Below are 22,487 nucleotides of genomic sequence, written 5' to 3' on the forward strand. Positions count from 1 at the left end.
TGCAGCTAGTTGCGCAGCAATTCGCCAACAGCTACAGCCGCGCTGGACTCGGCATCCTGCAAAGCCTGCTCGGCGGCATGCGCAGGCAGACGCAAGGCGGTTCCGAGAAACTCAATGGCCGCCAGCGCGCCATGCTCATGGTTGTGCAAGATCAGCACCTGCTGGTTCTGCAGGCAGTCGAGAATCGCCAGCGACACCTGGAAATTCGCCGACAGGCCCACCTCACACACATCCGGCATGCGCTCGCGGCGCTCGTAGCCGCTGGCGCGCTGTTCGTTGTACTTGGCCCAGACCAAGAGCACGGCGCCGATCAGCAGCGCCACCAGCAAATAGATCAGCAGGGTGTCCAGGGTCAGCAGAAATTCCGTGCCCAGCGACAGCCTTGGGCCCTGCTGATCGTCGGCGATCACCGCAGCCACCCCCTGCACCACCAGATAGCCCAGGCCCAGCCAGGCGACCAGGGTCAGCAAGGCATCAATGCTGCGTGGCAGCCAATGTTGTTGCGTACGAATCAGCAGGCTCATGGGGTACTCCGTTTGATGCCGCGATCCGGGCTGACCCAGCGCGCGCGTTGCTGGCGGCGTTTGAGCATGACTTTGGGAAAGCTGACCAGGGTGGTAAACAGGGTGAGCATCCAGAACGCCAGCGGGTACCAGATGATCCAGAACAGCGCCCGCGCCAGACCTTGCTCATAACGCCGCTCGACCAGCAGGCTGAGGCTGAACTGCGCCAGGCACACGCAAGCCAGCACCAAGCCGGTAAAGGCCGGCGGCATCATGCTGGTGACTTGCAGGTTGGCGGGTAGCTCGACGACCTGGCCGGCCAGCCACAGCAGAATCGACAGGGCGAAGGTAAAGGCCCAGATGGCCGACAGGCAGAACTCGATCAGCAGCGGCCACATGTAGCGAAAGCGCCAGACCCAGATGCTGCCGACGTTTTTCAGCAGCACTTCGGCGCCGCCCTGGGCCCAGCGCAGGCGTTGCTTCCACAACCCGCGCAGGGTTTCCGGCATCAGAATCCAGCACAGCGCACGTGGTTCGTAAAAGATCGACCAGTGATCGAGTTGCAGCTTCCAGCTGACGTCGATGTCTTCGGTGATCATGTCGGCGCTCCAGTAGCCGATGCGATCCAGCGCACTGCGGCGAAACGCAGCGATGACCCCGGACACGGTAAACACCCGGCCGTAGACCCGCTGGGTGCGCTTGATCAGGCCGATGATCGAAGAGAACTCACCCACCTGGATGCGCCCGACCAGGGTCGAGCGCGTGCGAATACGCGGGTTGCCAGTCACCGCGCCCACCCGTGGGTTATCGATCAGCGGTGCCACCAGATAGGCCGCAGCATCCTGATCCAGCAGGGCATCGCCGTCGATGCACACCAGGTACTCGCTGCGCGCCGCCAGTGCGCCCATGCGCAGGGCCACCGCCTTGCCCTGGTTCTGCGCCAGGTGCAGCACACGCAGGCGCGGCTCACGGGCGGCCAGTTGGTCGAGCACCGCACCGGTGTTATCGCGCGAGCCGTCGTTGATGGCGATCACTTCAATCGCCGGATAGCGCTGCGCCAGGGCCGCGCCAATGGTTTCCAGCGCGTGCTCGCCCTCATTGAAGCAGGGCACCAGAATCGAGATCAGCGGCGTCCCGGCCAGCTCCGGCGGCAATACATCACCGTGATTGGACCAGGGCCAGTGGCGCTCCCAGTGCAGCCAGAAATAGCAGCCACCGGTGATCCACAGCGCCGACATAAACAGCGGGTAGAAAAATACGAAGTCCAGCAATACATCCCCGGTCAGGCTCAGCGCCACGCCCACCGGCGCGCCGAGCACCAGCAGGAGAATCAGCAGGGCATAGATACGGTCAATCATGGCAACGGATACCAGGCATTGGAGAACGCCGGACGAATGCTCTGCACGCGCGGCTGGTCATTGATGAAGTCGTCGGGGTAGTAGCCGTAATTGCGCACGCCATTCCATTGCAGGCGGCGCATCCACTGAGCGAGCAGTTGGCTGTCGATCGGCCCACTGCTGTCGGCCCGCCAGTCCCGCGCCTGCAACTCGAACACCGTGCGCTGCAACGCGCCGGGGCGCTGGGCAATCTGCTGCACCAGGTTGTCAAGCCAGGCATCGGCCTGCGCCTGCTCGACGCCCTCCATAAAGGGCATGGCCATCGGCGCGGTCCAGTCGTAACTGGCGAGGAAGTCGTCGAGGTTCTGCGCGAACCAGGTTTCGCTGTAGGGGTTGATGATCGGCTGGGCGTACATGTTGCGCGCCGTTTTCACCTGCGGCCCACGAATGGCGCGGACCTTGGCCGTCAGCTCGTTGGTAAAGTCGATCAGGTAACGGCTCTTGAAGCGCGTCCAACGTTGCAGGGTGTCCTCATCGCCACGCAATGCCGCGATATCACCGGGCAGACCGGCAGCTCGATAGGCTGCCAGGGCAGCAGGGCCGGCATCTTCGAAGTCCGACAGCAGCGCATCATCGTGGTAGAGCACGCCGAAGAAGTTGGCGTGCCGCGCCAGGTCTTCGTAGATCTCGCCAATCTGCTGGCGCACTGTGGGATCGAACGGCGACAGGCGGCGATACTGCCCGGCATCCACTGCGGGCGCGCCATCCGCCGACCAGCGCTGCACCCGTGGCAGGCTGGCAGCCAGGTCAAAGCTGAGCACCGGCATCCAGGCGAACACCTCGACCTTGGCGCGGGTGCGCAGTTGCCAGGCCACGCGATTGAACAGGTCGGCACGCACCGGCAGGTGACGGTTGGGGAAGTACAGCGACTTGACCAGGCCATCGCCCTCGGGGTCGGCATAGGCCTGCAAAAACACCGTGGTAATGCGCAGGTCGGCAATCCGCTGCACCAGCTTGCCGAGGTTGGCATCCATCTGCTGCGGGTCGGCGTCGTAGACATAATCCAGGTCAACATGCGCTACGCGCATCAGCTCTGCTTCTTCCACCGAGCTGATAGCGGCGGCAAAGCGGCTGGTGTCCGGGTCGCCATTGAGCAGAAAACGCGGCCCCTCTTGCAGGCTGGCGAAGGCGCTCAGGCCATCTTCCAGGGTCAGCGCCAGCTCGTAGCCGTTGTCACCGACGATCTTCAACGCCGTGCCGCTGGCCGCACCATAAGGTCAGACCCAGACGCGCGGCGCGCGGCCGCTGGCAGCCTCGATCTTGGCGCTGATGCGCGCCACATCCTGGCCGATGCGCGCGCTGTACTCGGCGTCGCTCTCATAGCGCTTCTGCTGCGGGTCGTACAAACGGGTCACTGCGGCCGGCTGCACATTGCCCTGGGGGTTGGCCAAGGCGCCGTAGTGCAAAGCATCCGTGTGCGCAGCAATCTCCACCAACCCGCTGGCGGCGATTTCATGGATTTGCGCCCAGGTTACAAAACGCTCACGGGCCACTGGCAGGCCGCCGAAATCCACCGGGCGATCGGCCGGCGTGTCCATCCAGACGCCCACCGGCGCCAGTACGGCAGGCCACTGATAGGCTTTGAGGATCGGCAGAACGCGGGTGTAAAAGCTGCTGTAACCGTCATCGAAACTCAACAGCACGGCCTTATCCGGCAGCGCCGGGCCACCCTGACGGGCCGCCAGCAGTTGATCCACCGACACCGCCTGGTAACCGTTGGCCTTGAGCCAAGCCAGCTGTTCAATCAGGTTGGCGGTGCGCACCGACATATAGGCCTGGCTGGCATCGGCATCTTCAATGTCGTGATAGGCCAGCGCCAGCACCTTGCCCTGCGGCCACGGGCTTTCACCTACCGCCTGCATACGCTGCTGCGGCGGAGTGAAGGGCGGAGCGGAAACGGCGCAAGCACCGAGCAACAAAGCGACCAGCCCGAGCAGGCCGCAGCGGGAAAAAAAGCCCATGGGGGAAATCCTTAAAAGCGGTAATTGACGTCGAACAGCACGCGCACTTCCTGCTCGCGCTCACCGTCGTAGGCGCGGCTCAGGGCGGAGATGGCCAGGCCGCCGTCGAAGCGGTCGGCGAAACGCAGGCGCTGGCCGTAACTGATCAGACCGACGGCATCGGTGCCGTAGCCGCGCTGGCTGTTACTGCCCGCGCCCAGTTCGGCCTGCTGACTCCAGACCGTCTGGTAACGCCGATACAGGGTGTGCGACAGCTTTATGCTGGGCAGCACGCTGAACTCGGCCTCGGGATTGAAGTACGGCACTTCATCCGAGCCGCTGTTGCCGCTTACGCCCAGCTCCAGGCCCAGATCGGCCTGCCAGGTGGGAGCGGTATAGAAGCGCTGAGCACCATCAAGCAGCAGGCCATAGCGGTTGTTGCCATCACTGAAATGCGCGGTATTGACCGACGCACGCCACTCGCGTCGCTCATCACCACGCCAGCGCAGGTAGCCACTCAGGCTGTCGGCCGTGATATCGGCATTCAACGCACGCAACGGCGTATCGCTGGACAGATGCTGCGCCGACCAGCCGTACTGCCAGTGGTCGTCGATATCGTGGCTGCCGCTCAGGCGCAAACCCAGCGGGCTGCCATGGCCGAAGTCATGACGCGACAGCTCGGCTTCGACGGTGTGGTTGCGCACCCGCCATTCGGCACCGGTGCGCAGCCAGCGGTGCTGGCCGCGCCCTTCCTCGAAATCACCGGTGGCATAACCGCCGCCGACAAACAGTCGCCAGTCATCCTGCAAGGGCGCGCTGTACAGGGTGGTGTCGATACCCAGGTCATTACCGCCGGAGACACTGCTGCCCGAGCCCAGGCCGCGATAGCCGGAAACTTGCAGCTCAGCCATATGATGCACCTGGCGCAAACGCTGCAAACGCTGCGCCTGCAAGCTTTCCGGGTAGCGCTGGATCACGTCATCGGCGAGCAGATCCAGCTGTCGCCATTCCTGCAACTCCAGCGCGGCCAGGCCTTGTTCGACCTCCAGGGCAAGGTTGCGCGGGGCGGTGCTTTCCACCACTTTCAACTCATCTTCGGCGCGCCGCGGCCAGCCGCGCGCCAGATACAGGCCGGCGCGCGCTGTGCGCAGGGCACTGTTGTTCGGCGCATTGTCGGCCAGTTGCGCATAGGCCTGCTCAGCGGCGGGTGTGTCATTCACCTGCAGGTAGGCAGTGGCCTGCAACGCCTGAGCTTCCAGCCAGCGTGCATTGGGTTCCGGCTCTGGGTTGCCGAGCAGGTACAGGCGTGGCGGCTGCTGCGCAGCCAATTGCTCGGCCTGTACCTGCGCGGCGTCCAGCTGTTCGCTTTCCACCAGGGCGTAAAACAGACTGCGCTGATCTTCCAGCCACTCCGGGTGCTTGTCGTCTTCACCGGCCAGGACCTGACGGTAGAGTTCGGCGGCCTGCTCGGGCTGACGCAGATAGAGCATGGCGGAGGCCACCCAACGCAGCGCATAGCTCGGCAGGCTGACCTGCTCGGCCTGCAACTGCTGGTACTGCGCCAGCACCTCGCTCATCCGCACCCGTGCATGCAAAGCGCCCAGGCGGTCGATGCGCACGCGCCGGCTGTCCGCCTCGGCTTCAGGCTGCCCGGCCCAACGCTGCAATAACTGTTCAGCCTCGGTCAGGGCGCGATCGGTGATCTGAAAACGCTCACCTTCGCTGCGTGTGGCCATGTCCGCCAGACGCACCTGCTCGGCGAGCACATCGCCCTGCAACTGACGCACCTGAGCCGCGTTCAGCAGGCATGAACAGCGCTGGTTCAGGTCCAGGGCCTGCTGTGGCAAACCGGCACGTTGCAGGCTCAGCAGGTACTCGCGCGCCACATCGGCGCGGCCCGGAGCCAGGTCATGGGCGCGGTCGATTTCATGCAGCGCGGCATAGCGCTGACCCGCGCTCAGGTAGGCATAGCCGAGCACCAGGCGGCGTTCGGCATCCTGCGCGGCCTGATTCACCAGCGCCTGGCCCTGAGCAATCGCCGCAGCGTGCTGCCCGGCATCGGCCAGGGTCATAACCTGGCCGAGCAACAGCCCCTGGTGCTCGGCAAAGCGCCCCAATCCCTGCCGATAAACCGCCAGGGCGGCCGGCCACTGGCGCAGGTTGCGGTAAGCACGCGCGACAACGGCCAGGGCATCGGCCGACAGCATCTGTGCGGTTGCCTGCTGCTCATACAGCGCGACCACTTCTGCGTCCTCACCGGCCCAACCGGCAATCAGCAGGTGATCATTCAGGTAACGCGGCGATTGCCAGTTGGCCTGCTGCGCGCGCAGAAAGCTCAAGGCCGGCGGGTAGTCACCGTTGCGCGCACGCTCAAGCAAGGCGTCATAGGCCGGCTGGCCCTGCACCCAGGCGCTGAACAACAAGGCGGAACACAACAGGCTGGTTTTTTCACAGATCAAGCGGCGAGTCGCGCTTACCACTACGCGGCTGGTCTTTACATCTAAGGTCACGGACTACGTACCTGTATTGGCTTGGTTACAACAAGGCACAGGCTCAAGGCTGCGCAAAGACATTTTTTTGACATCTGCGCACATTATGCCACAGGAAAACCATTTTTCTGACGCTTTACTGACGAAACGCCATCTGCCATTGCGGTAACCTCCTAAGCGGTTGATCCAAAAAGGAAAGTTTTTTTGACGGATCGCACACACGGCGCTTCTAGACTTACGTCCAATGGCGTATGCGGCAGCGCCCACCGACCATGGATACTCAGAAAACTGTGAGACCGCCCATGAGCACAGCGGACGCATTCGCCCAGGCAGGCAAAACGGCCGTGCTGCAGAACATCCATGGCACCATGGAATTTCTGCAGAAATTCCCGCCGTTCAATCAGATGGACACCGCCCACCTGGCTTATCTGGTGGAGAACTGCCAGCTGCGGTTTTATGGCGAAGGTGAAACCATCATCAAGCCGACCGACGGTCCGGTTGAGCACTTCTTTATCGTCAAGCAGGGCCGCGTGCATGGCGAACGCCCGCATTCGGCGCGACGCGGCACGGAGACCACCTTCGAAATCACCAGCGGCGAGTGCTTCCCGCTGGCTGCGCTGATCGGCGAGCGCGCCACCCGTACCGAGCACCTGGCGGCCGAGGACACCTTCTGCCTGCTGCTGCACAAAAGCGCGTTTATCAAGCTGTTCTCGCTGTCCAACCCGCTGCGCGACTTCGCCCTGCGCGGGGTCAGCAGCCTGCTCGATCAGGTCAACCAGCAGGTGCAGATGCGCGCGGTGGAAACCCTCGGCGCGCAGTATTCGCTGGACACCCGCCTTGGCCAGTTGGCCATGCGCAGCCCGATCAGTTGCGCACCGGACATGCCACTGCGCGATGCGGTCAAGCTGATGCATGAGCAGCAGGTCGGCAGCATCGTCATCATTGACCCCACCCTGAAACCGCTGGGCATCTTTACCCTGCGCGACCTGCGCCGCGTGGTGGCCGATGGCGTCGATCTGGCGCAGCCCATCGACCGTCTGATGACCCAGGCGCCCTTCCATCTGCCGCCGGATGCCAGCGCCTTCGATGCGGCGATTGCCATGACCGAGCGGCATATCGCCCACATCTGCCTGGTTGAACATGAGCGGCTTTGCGGGGTGATTTCCGAGCGCGACCTGTTCAGCCTGCAACGTGTCGACCTGGTGCACCTGGCGCGTACCATCCGCCATGCCGGCCGTGTGGAAACCCTGGCGGCGCTGCGCAGCGATGTGCGGCAACTGGTCGACAGCATGCTGGCCCACGGCGCCAGCTCGACGCAGATCACCCAGCTGATCACCCTGCTCAACGACCACACCGTGTGCCGGGTGATCGAACTGACCCTGGAAGACCTCGGCGACCCGGGTGTGCCCTTCACCTGGCTGGTGTTCGGCAGCGAAGGACGCAGCGAGCAGACCCTGCACACCGACCAGGACAACGGCATCCTCTTCGATGCGCGCGATGCCAGTGAAGCCGCGGCCATCCGCGCGCGCCTGCTGCCGCTGGCCCAGGAGATCAACCTGCGCCTGGCGCAATGCGATTTCAGCCTGTGCAAGGGCAATATCATGGCCGGTAACCCCGAGCTGTGCCTGTCGCGCCAGGAGTGGGCACGACGGTTCAGCAGCTTCGTTCAGGACGCCACGCCGGAAAACCTGCTGGCTTCCAGTATCTATTTCGACCTGCGCGCAGTGTGGGGCGACCCACAGGGTTGCGAGCAACTGCGTCAGGGGCTGTTGTTGCAGGTGGCCGGTAATAGCCTGTTCCAGCGCATGATGGCCGAGAACGCCCTGCGCCAACGCCCGCCGGTGGGCGTGTTCCGCGATTTCGTGGTGGCCCGCAAGGGTGCCGAAAAGGACACCCTGGACCTCAAGGTGCAGGGCCTGACACCTTTCGTCGACGGCGCGCGCCTGCTGGCCCTGGCCCACGGCGTCGCCGCCGTGGGCACCCTGGAACGGCTACGCGCACTGATCAAGCAGGAGGTGATTGATGCCCAGGATGGTGCGGCCTACGAAGAGGCCTACCATTACATTCAACAAGCGCGCATGCAGCAGCATCAGTTGCAGGCACGCAGTGGCCAGCCCTACTCCAACCGGGTCGACCCTGATCACCTCAACCACCTTGACCGGCGCATCCTGCGCGAATCCTTCCGCCAGGCGCAGCGGTTACAAAGCAGCCTGGCGCTCAGGTATCAGTTATGAGCAAGTTCACCTGGTTTACCGGCCGTGGCCCGGCCCTGACTCACCAGCAGCTGGAACGCCGCCGCCAGCTGCTGCCTGCCGCCGCCCTCAATGCACAGCCACTGCGCGAGCAACGCCTGGTGGTGCTGGACCTGGAAACCAGCGGCCTGGATATGAAACGCGACCAGGTGCTGTCGATTGGCGCCGTGGTGATCGAACACGGCGGCATCAACCTCAGCCAGCAGTTCGAATGCACCCTGCAACGCCCGGATCATCAGGTCAGCGCCAGCACGCTGATCCACGGCATCGCCCCCAGTGCGATTGCCAACGGCATCGAGCCGGCCGAGGGCTTACTGGCTTTTATGGAGTTTCTCGGTGACAGCCCGCTGCTGGCCTTTCATGCCGGGTTCGACCAACGCATGCTGGCCCGTGCACTGAAGCAGACCCTTGGCTATCGCCTGCAACACCGTTTCTTCGACGTCGCCGAACTGGCACCGATGCTCTGCCCGCAGGCCGACATCCGCCACGGCGGCCTGGATGACTGGACCCGCTATTTCGGCCTGCACGTGCAGCAACGTCACCACGCCAGCGCCGACGCCCTGGTCACCGCCGAGCTGGCGCTGATCCTGTTCAGCAAGGCGCGCAGCCAGCAGCTCGACAGCCTGCAGGCACTGGAGCAGCAGCTCAATGGTTACCGCCGGCGGCAGCACGCGCATTCGCTGTAGCCCACGGCTGAGTGCATCCATAACTTAGGTGCGCACGGCGCACCCTACATCTTGATCTGGAACTCCGGGTAGGGTGTGCTGCGCGCACCGCCCACCCTACCAACGCAGCTACAGATCGCGCATCAGCAAGGCGTATTCCAGCGACACATCAGCCGGCACCGGCAGATAGACAATATGCCCATCCCCCGGCGCAACGCTTGTCGCCTGGCCCGGGCGGTTTTCCAGTTGCGCCAGGGTAAAGCGCAGGTTGCCCTGGGGCGTCATAAGCTCCAGGCCATCGCCGACGGCAAAGCGGTTTTTCACCCGCACTTCGGCCAACTCGCCACGCCGCTCACCGGTCAACTCACCGACAAACTGCTGCTGCTCGGAGATCGAGCTGCCGCGTTCATAGTTCTGGTATTCGTCATGCACATGACGGCGTAGAAAGCCCTCGGTGTAACCGCGATGGGCCAGAGACTCCAGGGTGCCCATCAGGCTTTTATCGAAGGGTCTGCCGGCGACGGCATCATCGATGGCCTTGCGGTACACCTGGGCGGTGCGCGCCACGTAGTAGTGGGACTTGGTGCGCCCTTCGATCTTCAGCGAGTGCACACCCATCTGCACCAGGCGCTCCACGTGCTGCACCGCACGCAGGTCCTTGGAGTTCATGATGTAGGTGCCGTGCTCGTCCTCGAAGGCGGCCATCTGCTCGCCGGGGCGGCTGGCGTCTTCCAGCAGGAACAGCTGCTCGGTCGGTGCGCCCAGCCCCAGGGTCGGTTCGACGAGTTGCACCACCTCACCCAGCTCGTTCTCGCCAGCAGGCTGGGCCTGGTACTGCCAGCGACAGGCATTGGTACAGCTGCCCTGGTTGGGGTCGCGCTTGTTGATATAGCCCGACAGCAGGCAGCGCCCGGAATAGGCCATGCACAACGCGCCATGGACGAAGACTTCCAGCTCCATACCCGGCACTTCATGGCGGATTTCGCCGATTTCCTCCAGCGACAGCTCGCGCGACAGGATGACCCGGCTCAGCCCCTGCTGCTTCCAGAACTGCACGCTGGCCCAATTCACTGCATTGGCCTGTACCGAGAGATGAATCGGCAGCTGCGGGAAATGTTCGCGTACCAGCATGATCAACCCCGGGTCGGACATGATCAGCGCATCCGGGCCCATCAGCACCACTGGCAGCAGATCACGCAGAAAGGTCTTCAGCTTGGCGTTATGCGGCGCGATGTTGACCACCACATAGAACTGCTTGCCCTGGGCATGCGCCTCGCGGATGCCCGCCTCAAGATTGGCGTGATCGAACTCGTTATTGCGCACCCGCAGGCTGTAGCGCGGCTGCCCGGCGTACACCGCGTCCGCGCCATAGGCGAAGGCGTAACGCATGTTCTTCAAGGTGCCGGCCGGCGAGAGCAGCTCGGGATAACGCGGTGTGGGGGCCATGATCAGGTCGCTCAGCCAACAGGGTCGGGCACTCTAGCGCGGCAGCGGCCGGCGGCTATTGATCTGCATCTATGCCAGGCCAGGTGGCGACCACCCATCGCGGCAGCACAACGGTGGATTGCGGGAGGCAGGGCTGCCCTGCCATCATATGCGAATAGTTCTCGATTTGTTTCTTATCTACTCTCTCGAGGTTCGCGTGGCGGCTGGCGACTCTACCCACCTGCAGTTGGTCAGCCTGCTCTATCGCGATCACCGTGACTGGCTGCTCGGCTGGCTGCGCAAAAGCCTGTACAGCCCGGAGCGCGCCGAAGACCTCAGCCAGGACACCTTTGTCCGCCTGCTCGGCCGCAGCGACCTGGATCAGGCGCGCGAGCCCCGTGCGCTGCTGACCACCATCGCCCGGGGCCTACTGATCGATCACTTCCGCCGCAGCGCGCTGGAACGCGCCTACCTGGACGAACTCGGCCAACTGCCGCAGGCCATACAACCCAGCGCCGAAGAACAGGCGCTGGCCCTGGATGCGCTGCGCGAGATCGACCGCCTGCTCGGCCAGCTCTCGAGCAACGCCCGCGCGGCCTTTCTGCATAACCGTCTGGACGGCATGGGCCACGCGGAAATCGCCGAACGCCTCGGTGTTTCCGTGTCCCGCGTACGTCAATATCTGGCTCAGGGCCTGCGTCAGTGCTACATCGCCCTGTACGGAGCACCGCAATGAGTGCGGTATCGGCACGGGTGCTGGACGCGGCCATCGAATGGCAACTGCGCCTGGACTCCGGCAGCGTCAGCGCTGAACAACAGCATGCGTTCGCCGCATGGTTGGCGGCGCATCCCGAGCATGCGCGGGTCTGGCAGCAGCTCAATGGCCTGGATATCCGCCTGGCTTCGGCGGCCGCAGCACCGGCGCGCCAGGCTTTGTTGCACAGTGCGCGCAGCACCCGCCGCCGGCGTCTCGCTGGCAGCGCGCTCGGCCTGTTGCTGAGCAGTGCCTTGTTGCTGGGCCTGCTCGGCCAGCAGCGCCCACTCGACGATTACCTGGCCGATGTCCGCACCGGCCGGGGTGAGCAGCGCGAATTGCAGTTGCACGATCACAGCCGGATTCGCCTGAACAGCCGCAGCGCCATGGATATCGAATTCAGCGACACGCAGCGCGCCGTGCGCCTGCACAGCGGTGAAATCCTGGTGGAAACCGCCCATGGCGACCCACGGCCATTTGTCGTGCTCACCGAGCAAGGCAGCCTGCGCGCCCTGGGCACACGTTTCCTGGTGCGTCGCGAGGGCGACAGCACGCGCCTGACCGTGTTGCAGTCGGCAGTGGCCGCGCACCCGCTCGACGGCGCCAGCGAACGCATCATCCAGGCCGGCGAGCAGGTGCTGATGCAGCGCCAGCAACTCGACCGCGTCCATGCCGCACCGCTCAGCGCAGCGGCCTGGAGCCACGGCATGCTGGTGGCCGAGAACCTGCGCCTGGAAGACCTGCTCGACGCCCTGGGCGAATACCGCAGCGGCTACCTGGGCCTCGACCCGCGCCTGGCCGACTTGCGCATCAGCGGCAGCTTCCCCCTGTACGACAGTGACAAAGCCCTGGCTGCGCTACCGCCGAGCCTGCCAGTGCGTATCGAACGAGTCGGCAACTGGTGGGCGCGCGTGGTGCCTGCGGTTCAGTAAGCGGCCGCCTAAAAACAGACGGACAGGGGCTGATGTAGGAGGGGCTTTAGCCGCGACATTGCAGTGTCGCGGCTAAAGCCCCTCCCACAAAGAACCGGCGCCCGGTTAGGAATCGACAGCAGCACCGTTAAATCTCGCTAGAAAATAATTTCAAACAGCCCTGTCACTTTTCAATTCTGCTTCGGCATCAGGTCATTGAGATTTATTCCCGCTTAGGAGAGTTTCGTAATGACCCGTACCCTGCCCCTGTTCCGCCCCGGTCTGCTGGCCGCTGCCATCAGCCTTGCCAGCGTCTGCACACCCGCTCTGGCGGACACCTACCAGCTGCCCGCCGCGCCCTTGGCCAGCACCCTGACTCAGATCGCCAGCCAGGCCGGCATCGTCCTGAGCATCGACCCGGCGCTGACCGTAGGCAAGCAATCGGCCCCGGTGCACGGTGACTACGACGCCCTCGAAGCCCTGCACCAGGCGCTGCGCGGCAGCGGCCTGCAACTGCAGCACGGCAGCGCTGGCGTCTACAGCCTGATCCCCGCACCCCAGGCGACTGTAGCCCTGCCGGATATCACCGTTACCGCCTCGCAGCAGACGGAAAGCGCCTGGGGCCCTGCGTCCGGCTACCTGGCCTCACGCACCGCCGCTGGCAGCAAAACTGACACAGCCCTGGCCGAGGCCCCGCGCTCGATCTCGGTGGCCACCCGCGAACAGATGCAGGACCGTGGCGTGCACAGCCTCGATGACGCGGTGAAATACATGCCGGGCATCGTCTCCAGCAGCTTCGGCAGCGACACCCGCTACGACTGGATGCGCGTACGCGGCTTCGAGCCGACCCACTTCCTCGACGGCCTGCCGCTGCCCCGTGGCGTGTACGCCAACCCGAAACCGGAAACCTGGAACCTCGACCGCCTGGCCCTGCTGCGCGGCCCGGCGTCGTCGGTCTATGGCCAGACTCCGCCCGGCGGCCTGCTGGATATGGTCAGCCGTCGCCCGAACGACACGACCGCCCATGAACTCGAAGTGCAGTACGGCAGCGACAACCATCGCCAGATCAACTTCGCCAGCACCGGCACGCTCGACGAGCAGGGCCAGTTCCTCTATGGCCTGAGCGGCGTGGTACGCGACAGCGGCACCCAGATCGATAAGGTCGACAACAAGCGCTACAACATCGCACCCAGCCTGACCTGGAATATCGACCCCGATACCCGCCTGACCCTGCTGTCGCAATTCACCCGCGACGATACCGGCACCACCAGCCAGTTCCTGCCAATCCAGGGCACCAAGATCGACATGCCGTTTGGCAAGATCTCCCACCACAAGAACCTGGGCGATCCTGACTACGACTACTACGACCGCACTTACTACGCGCTGGGCTACGCCTTCGAGCATCGGTTCAACGACGTCTGGCAGTTCCGCCAGAACCTGCGCTACACCAAGTCCGACCTGTCGTTCCAGACCGTCACCGTTGGCTCCTACCCCTGGACCCTGATGGACAACGACGGCAACATCGGCCGCGGCACCACCAACACTGAGGAAGACATCAGCCAGTTCGCGGTGGACAACAACTTCCAGGCCGACTTCGCCACTGGCGAAATCAACCACACCCTGCTGCTCGGCCTCGACCACCAGCGCATCGACACCAACTACATGTCAGTCTTCGGTACCGCGCCGGCCATCAACGTCAACAACCCGGTCTACGGCCAGCCGATCACCCGCCCGTCGCGCGCCCTGGCGTTCTACGACTACAACCAGAAGTCCCACCAGACTGGCCTCTACGTCCAGGATCAGATGGCCCTCGACCAGTGGCGCCTGACCCTCGGCGGGCGCGAGGACTGGGTGCACACCGGCACCACCTTCCTCAACAAGAACGACGCCACCAACACCGAGCGCGACAAGGCCTTCAGTGGCAACGCGGCCCTCAGCTACGTATTCGAGTCGGGCTTCACCCCCTACCTGTCGTACGCCGAGTCGTTCCAGCCGACCAGCAACGCCACTGCCTCGCCGACCGACTCGTACAAACCGACCGAAGGCAAACAGTGGGAACTGGGCGTGAAATACCAGCCAACCGGCAGCGACATCCTGCTGAGCGCGGCCGTCTACGACCTGACCCAACAGAACGTGTCGGTCACCAACCGCATCGGGGGCGTAGCCGTCACCAGCCAGACCGGCGAAGTGAAGGTCAAGGGCCTGGAACTGGAAGCCGTGGGCAACGTCACCGACAACCTGAAGGTGGTCGCCTCCTACACGCAGGCGAAGTCTGAAGTGCAAGACGGTGAGTTCAAGGGCAAGCGCCTGCAGCTGATGCCCAATCGCCAGGCCTCGCTGTGGGCCGACTACACCTGGCACAACGGCGTACTCGACGGTTTCGGCATCGCCGCTGGCGCTCGCTACACCGGCAATACCTTCGGTGACCAAGCCAACTCCGAGCTTGGCTTCGCCAAGTCCTACACCGTGTTCGATGCCGCCGTGCACTACGACCTCGGCCGCCTGGACAACAGCCTCAGCGGCGCATCGCTGGCGCTCAACGCAAGCAACCTGTTGAACAAGGACTACCTCTCCACCTGCGACAGCTACTACTGCTATTACGGCGACCAACGCAGCGTAGTCGCCAGCGCCACTTACACGTGGTAACCCACTGAGTCGTAACCCGCGCGCCATCGAGGCCGCCCCATGGGCGGCCTTCGGCTTTTGGAAAAGCCTATGAAAAGCACCACCATCCGCCGCTGGTCTGCCATGCACACCTGGACCAGCCTGATCTGCACTTTATTTCTGCTGATGCTGGCCTTCACCGGGCTGCCGCTGATCTTCCACCACGAACTGGAACACCTGCTCGGTGAGGCCCCGGAATTACGCGAGCTGCCAGCCGATACAGCGCACCTGAGCCTGCAGCAACTGGTCGAGGCCGCCGAGCGGCACCGGCCGGGCGAAGTAGTGCAGTACTTCGGTTTCGAGGACGATGAGCCCAACGGCGTGGTGGCGATCACCGCCGCCACGGCTGGCACCGAACCGAACTCTTCGCACACCTTTATGCTCGATGCCCGCAGCGGCGAAGCCGTCGAGATGCCAGCAGCCAACGGCGGCCTGCTGATGGTCATTCTGCGTTTGCACGTGGACATGTTCGCCGGCCTGCCCGGCAAGCTGTTGCTGGCGTTTATGGGTCTGCTGTTCGTGGTGGCGATCATCTCCGGCGTGGTGCTCTACGCGCCATTTATGCGCCGGCTGAAATTCGCTGAAGTGCGCCATACGAAAGCCACCCGCACACGCTGGCTCGACCTGCACAACCTGATCGGTATCGTCACCCTGACCTGGGCCCTGGTGGTCGGCGTCACCGGGGTGATCAGCGCCTGCGCCGACCTGCTGATCAGCGCCTGGCGCACCGAAGCCCTGGCGGCGATGGTCGCGCCCTACCGCGATGCCCCGCCGCTGACCGAGCGCGCGCCGGTCAATCAGGTGCTGACGATTGCCGCGCAGGCCACACCGGAGATGCGGCCGGACTTTATCGCCTTTCCCGGCACGCGTTTTTCCAGCGAGCACCATTACAGCGTCTTCATGAAGGGCAACACTCACCTGACCGCGCACCTGTGGACGCCGGTGCTGATCGATGCGCGCACCCTGCACGTCACCGCCATCGGCCAACGGCCCTGGTATATGGATGCGCTGTCGATGTCGCAGCCGCTGCACTTTGGCGACTACGGCGGCATGCCGATGAAGGTGCTCTGGGCGGTGCTGGATGTGCTGACCATCATTGTTCTGGGCAGCGGCCTGTACCTCTGGTGGGCGCGTCGGCGCTCTCCACCGACACAGCGTGAGCGCGCGGAGGCCACCGCATGAACTGGCGTCAATCGACCTTCGCCCTGCCCCTGCTGATCGGCCTGCTCAGCGCCATCGGCCTGCTCAGTGCGTTACTGGGTGATGGTGGCTGGGACGCCGTGGCCTGGCTCGGCCTGGGCTTGCCCGCCGCACTCGGCGGCTGGCCGTTGCTGCGGCTCGCAGCACGTTCGCGGTGCGTCCAGAACCCGTAATCAAAGGGCTACGACCTTGGTCTAGAACCCCGCTGGTTACGACTAAGGTCGTCTGTCACTCCGCTTGGGTGAGCCTACTCTAGGCTCACACCCCAACGTCGGAGGACAACAACAATGCACGACGAAACCTACGCGCGGATTCAGGCGAATCCGCACTTCCAGGACCTGGTGTCCAAGCGAGATCGTTTCGCTTGGACACTGTCCGCCATCATGCTGAGCCTGTACGTGGCCTTCATCCTGCTGATCGCCTTCGAGCCGCAGGTACTCGGCGCACGCATCAGTCCCGAATCACCGATCACCTGGGGTATCCCTATGGGCGTCGGGCTGATTCTCTCCGCCTTCGTGCTGACCGGGATCTACGTGTTCCGTGCCAACGGTGAGTTCGACACCCTCAACCAGGCCGTACTCGATGAGGTGCAGAAATGATCGCCCGTCTCCTGACTTTCGCAGTTCTGCTGCTCACCAGCTCGGCCCTCTGGGCGGCTGGCGCCCTTGAAGGCGAGGTGCAGCGTCAGCCGATGAACACCTCGGCCATCATGATGTTCCTGGCCTTCGTGGGCGGCACCCTGTACATCACCTACTGGGCGTCCAAGCGCAACACCTCCACCTCCGACTTCTACACCGCGGGCGGCAGCATCACCGGTTTCCAGAACGGTCTGGCGATTGCCGGTGACTACATGTCGGCGGCGTCCTTCCTGGGTATTTCCGCCCTGGTGTTCACCAGCGGCTACGACGGCCTGATCTACTCGATCGGCTTCCTGGTCGGCTGGCCGGTGATCCTGTTCCTGATCGCCGAGCGCCTGCGCAACCTGGGTAAATACACCTTCGCCGACGTGGCTTCCTATCGCCTCAAGCAGATGGAAATCCGCACCCTGTCCGCCAGCGGCTCGCTGGTGGTGGTGGCCTTCTACCTGATCGCGCAGATGGTCGGTGCCGGCAAGCTGATCCAGCTGCTGTTCGGCCTGGACTACCACGTTGCGGTGATCCTGGTCGGCGTACTGATGGTGCTGTACGTGCTGTTCGGCGGCATGCTGGCGACCACTTGGGTACAGATCATCAAGGCGGTGATTCTGCTGTCCGGTGCCTCGTTCATGGCGCTGATGGTGATGAAGCACGTCAACTTCGACTTCTCCATGCTGTTCTCCGAAGCCATCAAGGTGCACGAGAAGGGTGAGGCGATCATGAGCCCCGGCGGCCTGGTGAAAGACCCGATTTCGGCGATCTCCCTCGGCCTGGCGCTGATGTTCGGTACCGCGGGCCTGCCGCACATCCTCATGCGCTTCTTCACCGTGAGCAACGCCAAGGAAGCCCGCAAGTCGGTGTTCTACGCGACTGGCTTTATCGGTTACTTCTACATCCTGACCTTCATCATCGGCTTCGGCGCGATCCTGCTGGTCGGCACCAACCCGGACTTCCGCGATGCAGCGGGTGGCCTGATCGGTGGCAACAACATGGCGGCGGTGCACCTGGCCAATGCCGTGGGCGGTAGCATCTTCCTCGGCTTTATCTCGGCCGTGGCCTTCGCCACCATCCTCGCGGTGGTTGCTGGTCTGACCCTGGCAGGCGCTTCTGCCGTGTCGCACGACCTGTACGCCAGTGTGTACAAGAAGGGCAAAGCCAACGAGAAGGATGAGCTGCGCGTTTCGAAGATCACCACCCTGTGCCTGGGCGTGCTGGCCATCGTGCTGGGCATTGCCTTCGAGAAGCAGAACATCGCGTTCATGGTTGGCCTGGCCTTCTCCATCGCGGCGAGCTGCAACTTCCCGGTGCTGTTCCTCTCCATGTACTGGAAGAACCTGACCACCCGTGGCGCCATGATCGGCGGCTGGCTGGGTCTGATCACCGCGGTGACCCTGATGATCCTCGGCCCAACCGTCTGGGTTTCGGTACTGGGTAACGCGCAGGCGATCTTCCCGTACGAGTACCCGGCGCTGTTCTCCATCACCGTGGCCTTCGTCGGTATCTGGTTCTTCTCGATCACCGACAAATCGACGGCCGCCGACGAAGAACGTGCACGCTTCCTGCCGCAGTTCGTCCGTTCGCAAACCGGTCTGGGTGCCAGTGGTGCAGCGGCTCACTGATACCTGATACAGCAAGCACAAGGGCAGCCCTCGGGCTGCCCTTTTTTATTCACGCTGCACAGCGCTCAGCTCATTGCTGGGTCGGTCTCAGCCATTGAACGCATAGATAACCACCTGCTCGGCCGGACACACTATAAGTACGCCGATGCGGCCGTATGCGTAGTAACTCCCCGGACGATTTAGGATGGCGTCCACCTGCTTCACCACTTCAGGCTCGATATCGATACAAAAGCCATACGCGCAGACGTAATCGTAAATATCCAACCTTCCCGTCGCCGGTTTGGGCTGCCAATGCTCACTTGATCGGATCGGCGTCTCCTGCCAATCGCTGTAATACCCACGCCAGCGCCGCTCATCCTGCTGCTGATTGGGCGGCATGGTGTTGAGGAAACTGACACCGCCTGCAGCGATCTGCTCAGCAACCTTGGCCGTCAGCGGATAAAGCCGGATCCCCGCTTCATTACCGCCTGGGCCAAAGCCCCAGGACTCTTCCAGCTGATAGGCAACCGAACTGACCTGCAGCGCATCAGGCACAAAGCTGAGGAAGAAGGCGTCTTCATACGTCTTGATCCACCCCAGCAGCAGTTCACCGAGCAACACCAGGCCAGCCATCCCGGCACAGCACCCGATTAGCCACTTTTTCATCGGTGCCCTCGCACGCCCGAGCTCTGGCACGCAGTGGCCGTTGGCCCGCCGGCATGGGCGCACTGTGGTTGCTCGGCGCGACTCGGCCACTGTGCAGCCACGAATGCTGGCACAGGGAACAGCTGGGCAATCTGCTGCGCCAGCAGGTGCCCAACGCGGGCGTCTTCGCGCAAACCGACATGCCCGCTCATCGCGCATACCACAAGCGGAAGAAGCCCACGGCCAGTAGCAGGCCGATCTGCCCGAGCGCCGTGCACAGGCTGAGGAACGACTGCACGGCCTGATTTTGTGTGGCATTGGCTTGCCCCGTCAGACCGTCCCAGAACACATCCGGCAGCAACACCAGGCTCATGTGCGCCAGGGGCTGACCTGTCAGTTGCAGGCCCTTGATCAGGTCGAACTGGCCACAGAACATCAACCCCAGCAGCACCATAAACGCCACCACCAGGCCCAGGGCGAAACAGGCCGAGAACTGCATCAGTAAACGCATCATGTTCAACTCCTACACAGGTATTCAGGGCGCAGGACTGACCTGCGCCCTGGCGGGTCAAAGACCGCTGGCTGGGTTGTTCAGTGGCAGACGGCCAACGCCGTACCAATCGAGTTTGCGGGTCAGCACCATCACCCCGGCGAGCACGCCGAACACCAGTACCGAGCCCATCAGCAAGGCGTAATCCTCGGCCCCGAGCAGGCCGAACAACATGCCGTAGAGCAGTGCCAGCAAGGCACCGAAACCCGCACCGCGCAGCGCACTGTGCAGCACGTAACTGACGTAGAAGCCGATCAGCAGCACACAGGCGGTCGCCGCAATGCCATAGGCCAGGGCAAAACTCAGGTGCTCGGACAGCGACAGCAGCAACAGGTAGAACAGCGCCAGCGACATGCCCACCAGGGCGTACTGCACCGGGTGCACGGCCATGCGTTTGAGCACTTCAAAGAGGAAGAACGCAGCGAAGGTCAGGCCGATAAACAGCAGCGCATATTTGATCGCCCGCTCGGTCTTCAGGTACTGGTCCACCGGGTCGACAAAGCTCACGCCAAAGTTGCGCGCCGTCAGCGCATTGCAGCTGTCGCCGCGTACGCAGTCATCCAGCGCCTCTTCCAGGTTGGTGGCGAAGAAGCTGGTCTGCCAGTGCGCCTTGAAGCCCTTGTCTGACACTTCACGGCTGCTCGGCAAGTACTCGCCGACAAAGCTCGGGTGCGGCCAGCCGGAGGTCAGCTCAACCCGGCTGTCACGGCCTACCGGAGTGATACTGAGCTGCTCGGTGCCCTGCAGTTTCAGGTCGAAGGCAAACTCCAGGGTTTGCCCGCCCTGGGTATCCAGCAGCGGCAGCGGCGCATGCACACCGGCACCGAAACGCTCCTCGGCGCTACCGGGGGCAAAGCTCAGGTTCATACCGTTGAAGCGCAGCTGCAGGTCATTGCTGATGCCGCGGATATCGCTGATACCCACCGAGAGAAACGGCCGGTCGAACTGATACAGGCCCAGTTCATCACCCAACCCCAGGCGCGCCGGCAACTTGAAGGCACCGCTGATCTGATTGTCGCTGCGGTACAACAGCGCCTTGTAGATGCCGCGCGCACGCTCCTCTGTGCTGACCGCGCCATTGAGCACAAAGCGCTCCGGCAGGAAGTACAGGCGGCCACGGCTCTTCTGCTCTTCCAGGTAACGCTCGCCGGTCTTGGCGTGCGTTTTCCACTGGTTCCACACCTTGGTGTAAGGCATCACCAGAATCGGCCCGGTGAGCTGCTGGCGGTAGCTGGAACTGCGCGCGATGTCCTGCAGCACCTCGGCACGCTGATACTGCCGCTCGCTCACCAGCCCGCCGATCATCGACAGTGGAATCAGTAATAACAAAATCAGCAGGGCAATCGCGCCCAGCTTGAAACCCAGGATACGGCTCATGGTGCAACTCTCCGCTACGGTTTAGGTAGGCAGAGTCTGGGCAGCCCAGGTGGTGGCTTTATGGAGCCGAAGTGAAGACTCTGTGGAGACTCTGTGCAGGCGGCCCACCGGCCCATGGACAGCCACAGGGGAAATGCGTAGCGTGCCGTTGATCGCCACTTTATGGATGAACGGCCATGCCAGAAACCAACCCCTATGCCACCCCGCAAGCCAGCGTCAGCGACCCACAGGCGCTGGTGTCCGATGCACAGATCGCCGCCCTGCCCATCTCCGACAAATGGAAGGAGCGCTTCAGCGCCATTCACCATGCCGGCGGCGTGAAAATGCCGCGGTTCAAGGAGCTGCCCGCCGCCGAGCGACGCAAGGCCTTCAGCTTCAACTTTCTGGCGTTCTTCTTCGGGCCGATCTACTACGCCATCAAAGGCATGTGGAAAAAGGGCCTGGCACTGTTTGTCGTCTGTGCTGCCGTGGTCATCCTGCTGGGCATCGGCCTCGACTATCTCGGCTACAGCCGCATAGCCAATGCACTGGGCTATGGCATCAGCGCGGTATTCGCCACCCGCGCCAATATCGATTACTACAAGAAGATGCTGCTCAACGATAACGGCTGGTGGTAGAGGCCCGCGCATGATCCCCAGGGTATACGGCAGTCCCGAGGGGCGCCCGCTGTTCTATTTCCATGGTGTGCCGGGCGCTGCGGTTGAGGCCGCCATGCTGCATCAGGCGGCCTTGGCGCAGGGCATCAAGCTGCTGGTGGTGGCGCGCAACCTACCGGGCGAACTCGACAGCGAGGACTACCTGCAACAGCTGGCGCAACAGGTCACGCAGCACGCAGCAGGGCAGCCGATTCACCTGCTCGGGTTCTCCATCGGTGCCTGTCTGACCTTACGCGTTGCCGCACGCCTGGGCGAACAGGTGGCCGCCGTTCACCTGCTCTCAGCCGCGGCCCCCTGGGAGGTGGCCAGCAACCGCGTCGGAATGGGCGCAGGGCGTTATACCTTTGCCTGGGCGCAGCATTCTCCAACGCTCTTTCGCGCCTTTGCCGGCTATCAGGCGCTGCTGGCAAAGGTCAGTCCGCGCCTGTTGCTCAACCTGCTGTTCGCGGGCGCGGGCGGTAATGACCGCGAGCTGCTGCGCCAGAGCGGCACACTAGACTGGCTGAAAGCGATCCAGCGCGACTGTTTCCAGCACGGCATCGGCAACTATGCACGGGATATCCGCCTGTATGTCGAGCCTTGGGCTGCCGAGCTGCGTGACGTCACGGCTGCGGTCAACCTGTGGCATGGCGAGGCCGACAACTGGGCGCCGATTGCCATGTCTGCTTACCTACAGCAGCAGTTACCTGTGGTCACCGCCTTTACCCGCTGCGCCGGCCAAGCTCATTACACCTGCCTGCTGGAAAACGCCGCAGCCGCCATGGCCTGCGTGCCGGGCAGACGAGACAGCAATCCACCTCGATAGACCGAGCACCAAGGATGACGC

The 22,487-nt window shown here is 63.5% G+C and carries 18 protein-coding genes and 1 pseudogene; 11 read left to right on the forward strand and 8 right to left on the reverse strand.

Going from position 1 to position 22,487, the window contains the following annotated elements; translation table 11 throughout:
- Window positions 1-5: 5 nt before the first annotated feature.
- The 4 genes and pseudogenes from pgaD to pgaA all read right to left on the reverse strand — a co-directional run bounded on the left by pgaD (window position 6) and on the right by pgaA (window position 6,320).
- Window positions 6-524, reverse strand: coding sequence for a poly-beta-1,6-N-acetyl-D-glucosamine biosynthesis protein PgaD (pgaD, locus tag ACSQ17_RS08655; RefSeq protein WP_436068261.1), 519 nt, complete (start codon window positions 522-524; stop codon window positions 6-8).
- The gene (pgaC, locus tag ACSQ17_RS08660) at window positions 521-1,861 is read right to left on the reverse strand and encodes a poly-beta-1,6-N-acetyl-D-glucosamine synthase (protein ID WP_436068262.1); all 1,341 of its coding nucleotides are present in this window, start codon (window positions 1,859-1,861) and stop codon (window positions 521-523) included. Before pgaC ends, pgaD begins: the two co-directional genes overlap by 4 nt.
- A pseudogene (gene pgaB, locus ACSQ17_RS08665) lies at window positions 1,858-3,861 on the reverse strand (poly-beta-1,6-N-acetyl-D-glucosamine N-deacetylase PgaB). The gene pgaC and the pseudogene pgaB overlap by 4 nt, the downstream one beginning before the upstream one ends.
- Before the next feature lie 11 nt (window positions 3,862-3,872).
- On the reverse strand, window positions 3,873-6,320 hold the full coding sequence (pgaA, locus tag ACSQ17_RS08670) for a poly-beta-1,6 N-acetyl-D-glucosamine export porin PgaA (RefSeq protein ID WP_436070450.1): 2,448 nt from the start codon (window positions 6,318-6,320) through the stop codon (window positions 3,873-3,875).
- A 311-nt stretch (window positions 6,321-6,631) separates the two neighbouring features.
- On the opposite strand from pgaA, the gene ACSQ17_RS08675 reads away from it, so the two are divergent.
- On the forward strand, window positions 6,632-8,563 hold the full coding sequence (locus ACSQ17_RS08675) for a putative nucleotidyltransferase substrate binding domain-containing protein (protein WP_436068263.1): 1,932 nt from the start codon (window positions 6,632-6,634) through the stop codon (window positions 8,561-8,563).
- Window positions 8,560-9,267, forward strand: a complete 708-nt coding sequence (locus ACSQ17_RS08680; protein ID WP_436068264.1) for a 3'-5' exonuclease — start codon at window positions 8,560-8,562, stop codon at window positions 9,265-9,267. Before ACSQ17_RS08675 ends, ACSQ17_RS08680 begins: the two co-directional genes overlap by 4 nt.
- A gap of 108 nt (window positions 9,268-9,375) precedes the next feature.
- Here the strand turns inward: ACSQ17_RS08680 and trhP are convergent, their stop codons facing one another.
- Entirely contained in the window at window positions 9,376-10,692 is a 1,317-nt protein-coding gene (gene trhP / locus ACSQ17_RS08685; protein ID WP_436068265.1) for a prephenate-dependent tRNA uridine(34) hydroxylase TrhP, read from the reverse strand.
- A gap of 196 nt (window positions 10,693-10,888) precedes the next feature.
- Here trhP and ACSQ17_RS08690 point away from each other — a divergent pair, with 196 nt between their 5' ends.
- The 7 genes from ACSQ17_RS08690 to ACSQ17_RS08720 all read left to right on the forward strand — a co-directional run bounded on the left by ACSQ17_RS08690 (window position 10,889) and on the right by ACSQ17_RS08720 (window position 18,454).
- Complete coding sequence (locus tag ACSQ17_RS08690) at window positions 10,889-11,407, forward strand: RNA polymerase sigma factor (RefSeq protein ID WP_436068266.1); 519 nt, start codon at window positions 10,889-10,891, stop codon at window positions 11,405-11,407.
- Window positions 11,404-12,357, forward strand: coding sequence for a FecR family protein (locus ACSQ17_RS08695; protein ID WP_436068267.1), 954 nt, complete (start codon window positions 11,404-11,406; stop codon window positions 12,355-12,357). The genes ACSQ17_RS08690 and ACSQ17_RS08695 overlap by 4 nt, the downstream gene beginning before the upstream one ends.
- A gap of 228 nt (window positions 12,358-12,585) precedes the next feature.
- Complete coding sequence (locus ACSQ17_RS08700; protein WP_436068268.1) at window positions 12,586-14,982, forward strand: TonB-dependent siderophore receptor; 2,397 nt, start codon at window positions 12,586-12,588, stop codon at window positions 14,980-14,982.
- Between the two features lie 69 nt (window positions 14,983-15,051).
- Complete coding sequence (locus ACSQ17_RS08705; RefSeq protein WP_436068269.1) at window positions 15,052-16,182, forward strand: PepSY-associated TM helix domain-containing protein; 1,131 nt, start codon at window positions 15,052-15,054, stop codon at window positions 16,180-16,182.
- On the forward strand, window positions 16,179-16,373 hold the full coding sequence (locus ACSQ17_RS08710) for a hypothetical protein (RefSeq protein WP_436068270.1): 195 nt from the start codon (window positions 16,179-16,181) through the stop codon (window positions 16,371-16,373). The genes ACSQ17_RS08705 and ACSQ17_RS08710 overlap by 4 nt, the downstream gene beginning before the upstream one ends.
- A gap of 114 nt (window positions 16,374-16,487) precedes the next feature.
- On the forward strand, window positions 16,488-16,799 hold the full coding sequence (locus ACSQ17_RS08715; protein WP_436068271.1) for a DUF485 domain-containing protein: 312 nt from the start codon (window positions 16,488-16,490) through the stop codon (window positions 16,797-16,799).
- Window positions 16,796-18,454 (forward strand): cation acetate symporter, encoded by a 1,659-nt coding sequence (locus tag ACSQ17_RS08720; protein ID WP_436068272.1) that lies wholly within the window; start codon window positions 16,796-16,798, stop codon window positions 18,452-18,454. Before ACSQ17_RS08715 ends, ACSQ17_RS08720 begins: the two co-directional genes overlap by 4 nt.
- A gap of 87 nt (window positions 18,455-18,541) precedes the next feature.
- On the opposite strand, the gene ACSQ17_RS08725 is transcribed toward ACSQ17_RS08720, so the two are convergent.
- The 3 genes from ACSQ17_RS08725 to creD form a co-directional block, all read right to left on the reverse strand.
- Complete coding sequence (locus tag ACSQ17_RS08725; protein ID WP_436068273.1) at window positions 18,542-19,066, reverse strand: hypothetical protein; 525 nt, start codon at window positions 19,064-19,066, stop codon at window positions 18,542-18,544.
- Between the two features lie 220 nt (window positions 19,067-19,286).
- Window positions 19,287-19,589 (reverse strand): hypothetical protein, encoded by a 303-nt coding sequence (locus ACSQ17_RS08730; RefSeq protein ID WP_436070451.1) that lies wholly within the window; start codon window positions 19,587-19,589, stop codon window positions 19,287-19,289.
- Between the two features lie 57 nt (window positions 19,590-19,646).
- On the reverse strand, window positions 19,647-21,005 hold the full coding sequence (gene creD, locus ACSQ17_RS08735) for a cell envelope integrity protein CreD (RefSeq protein WP_436068274.1): 1,359 nt from the start codon (window positions 21,003-21,005) through the stop codon (window positions 19,647-19,649).
- Between the two features lie 176 nt (window positions 21,006-21,181).
- Between creD and ACSQ17_RS08740 the strand changes: the two genes are divergently transcribed.
- The gene (locus ACSQ17_RS08740) at window positions 21,182-21,622 is read left to right on the forward strand and encodes a DUF2628 domain-containing protein (protein ID WP_436068275.1); all 441 of its coding nucleotides are present in this window, start codon (window positions 21,182-21,184) and stop codon (window positions 21,620-21,622) included.
- 10 nt (window positions 21,623-21,632) lie between these two features.
- The gene (locus ACSQ17_RS08745; RefSeq protein WP_436068276.1) at window positions 21,633-22,466 is read left to right on the forward strand and encodes an alpha/beta fold hydrolase; all 834 of its coding nucleotides are present in this window, start codon (window positions 21,633-21,635) and stop codon (window positions 22,464-22,466) included.
- The last annotated feature ends 21 nt before the right edge of the window (window positions 22,467-22,487 follow it).

The organism is Pseudomonas sp. LjRoot71 (assembly GCF_964253255.1).
Taxonomy (GTDB): Bacteria; Pseudomonadota; Gammaproteobacteria; order Pseudomonadales; family Pseudomonadaceae; genus Aquipseudomonas.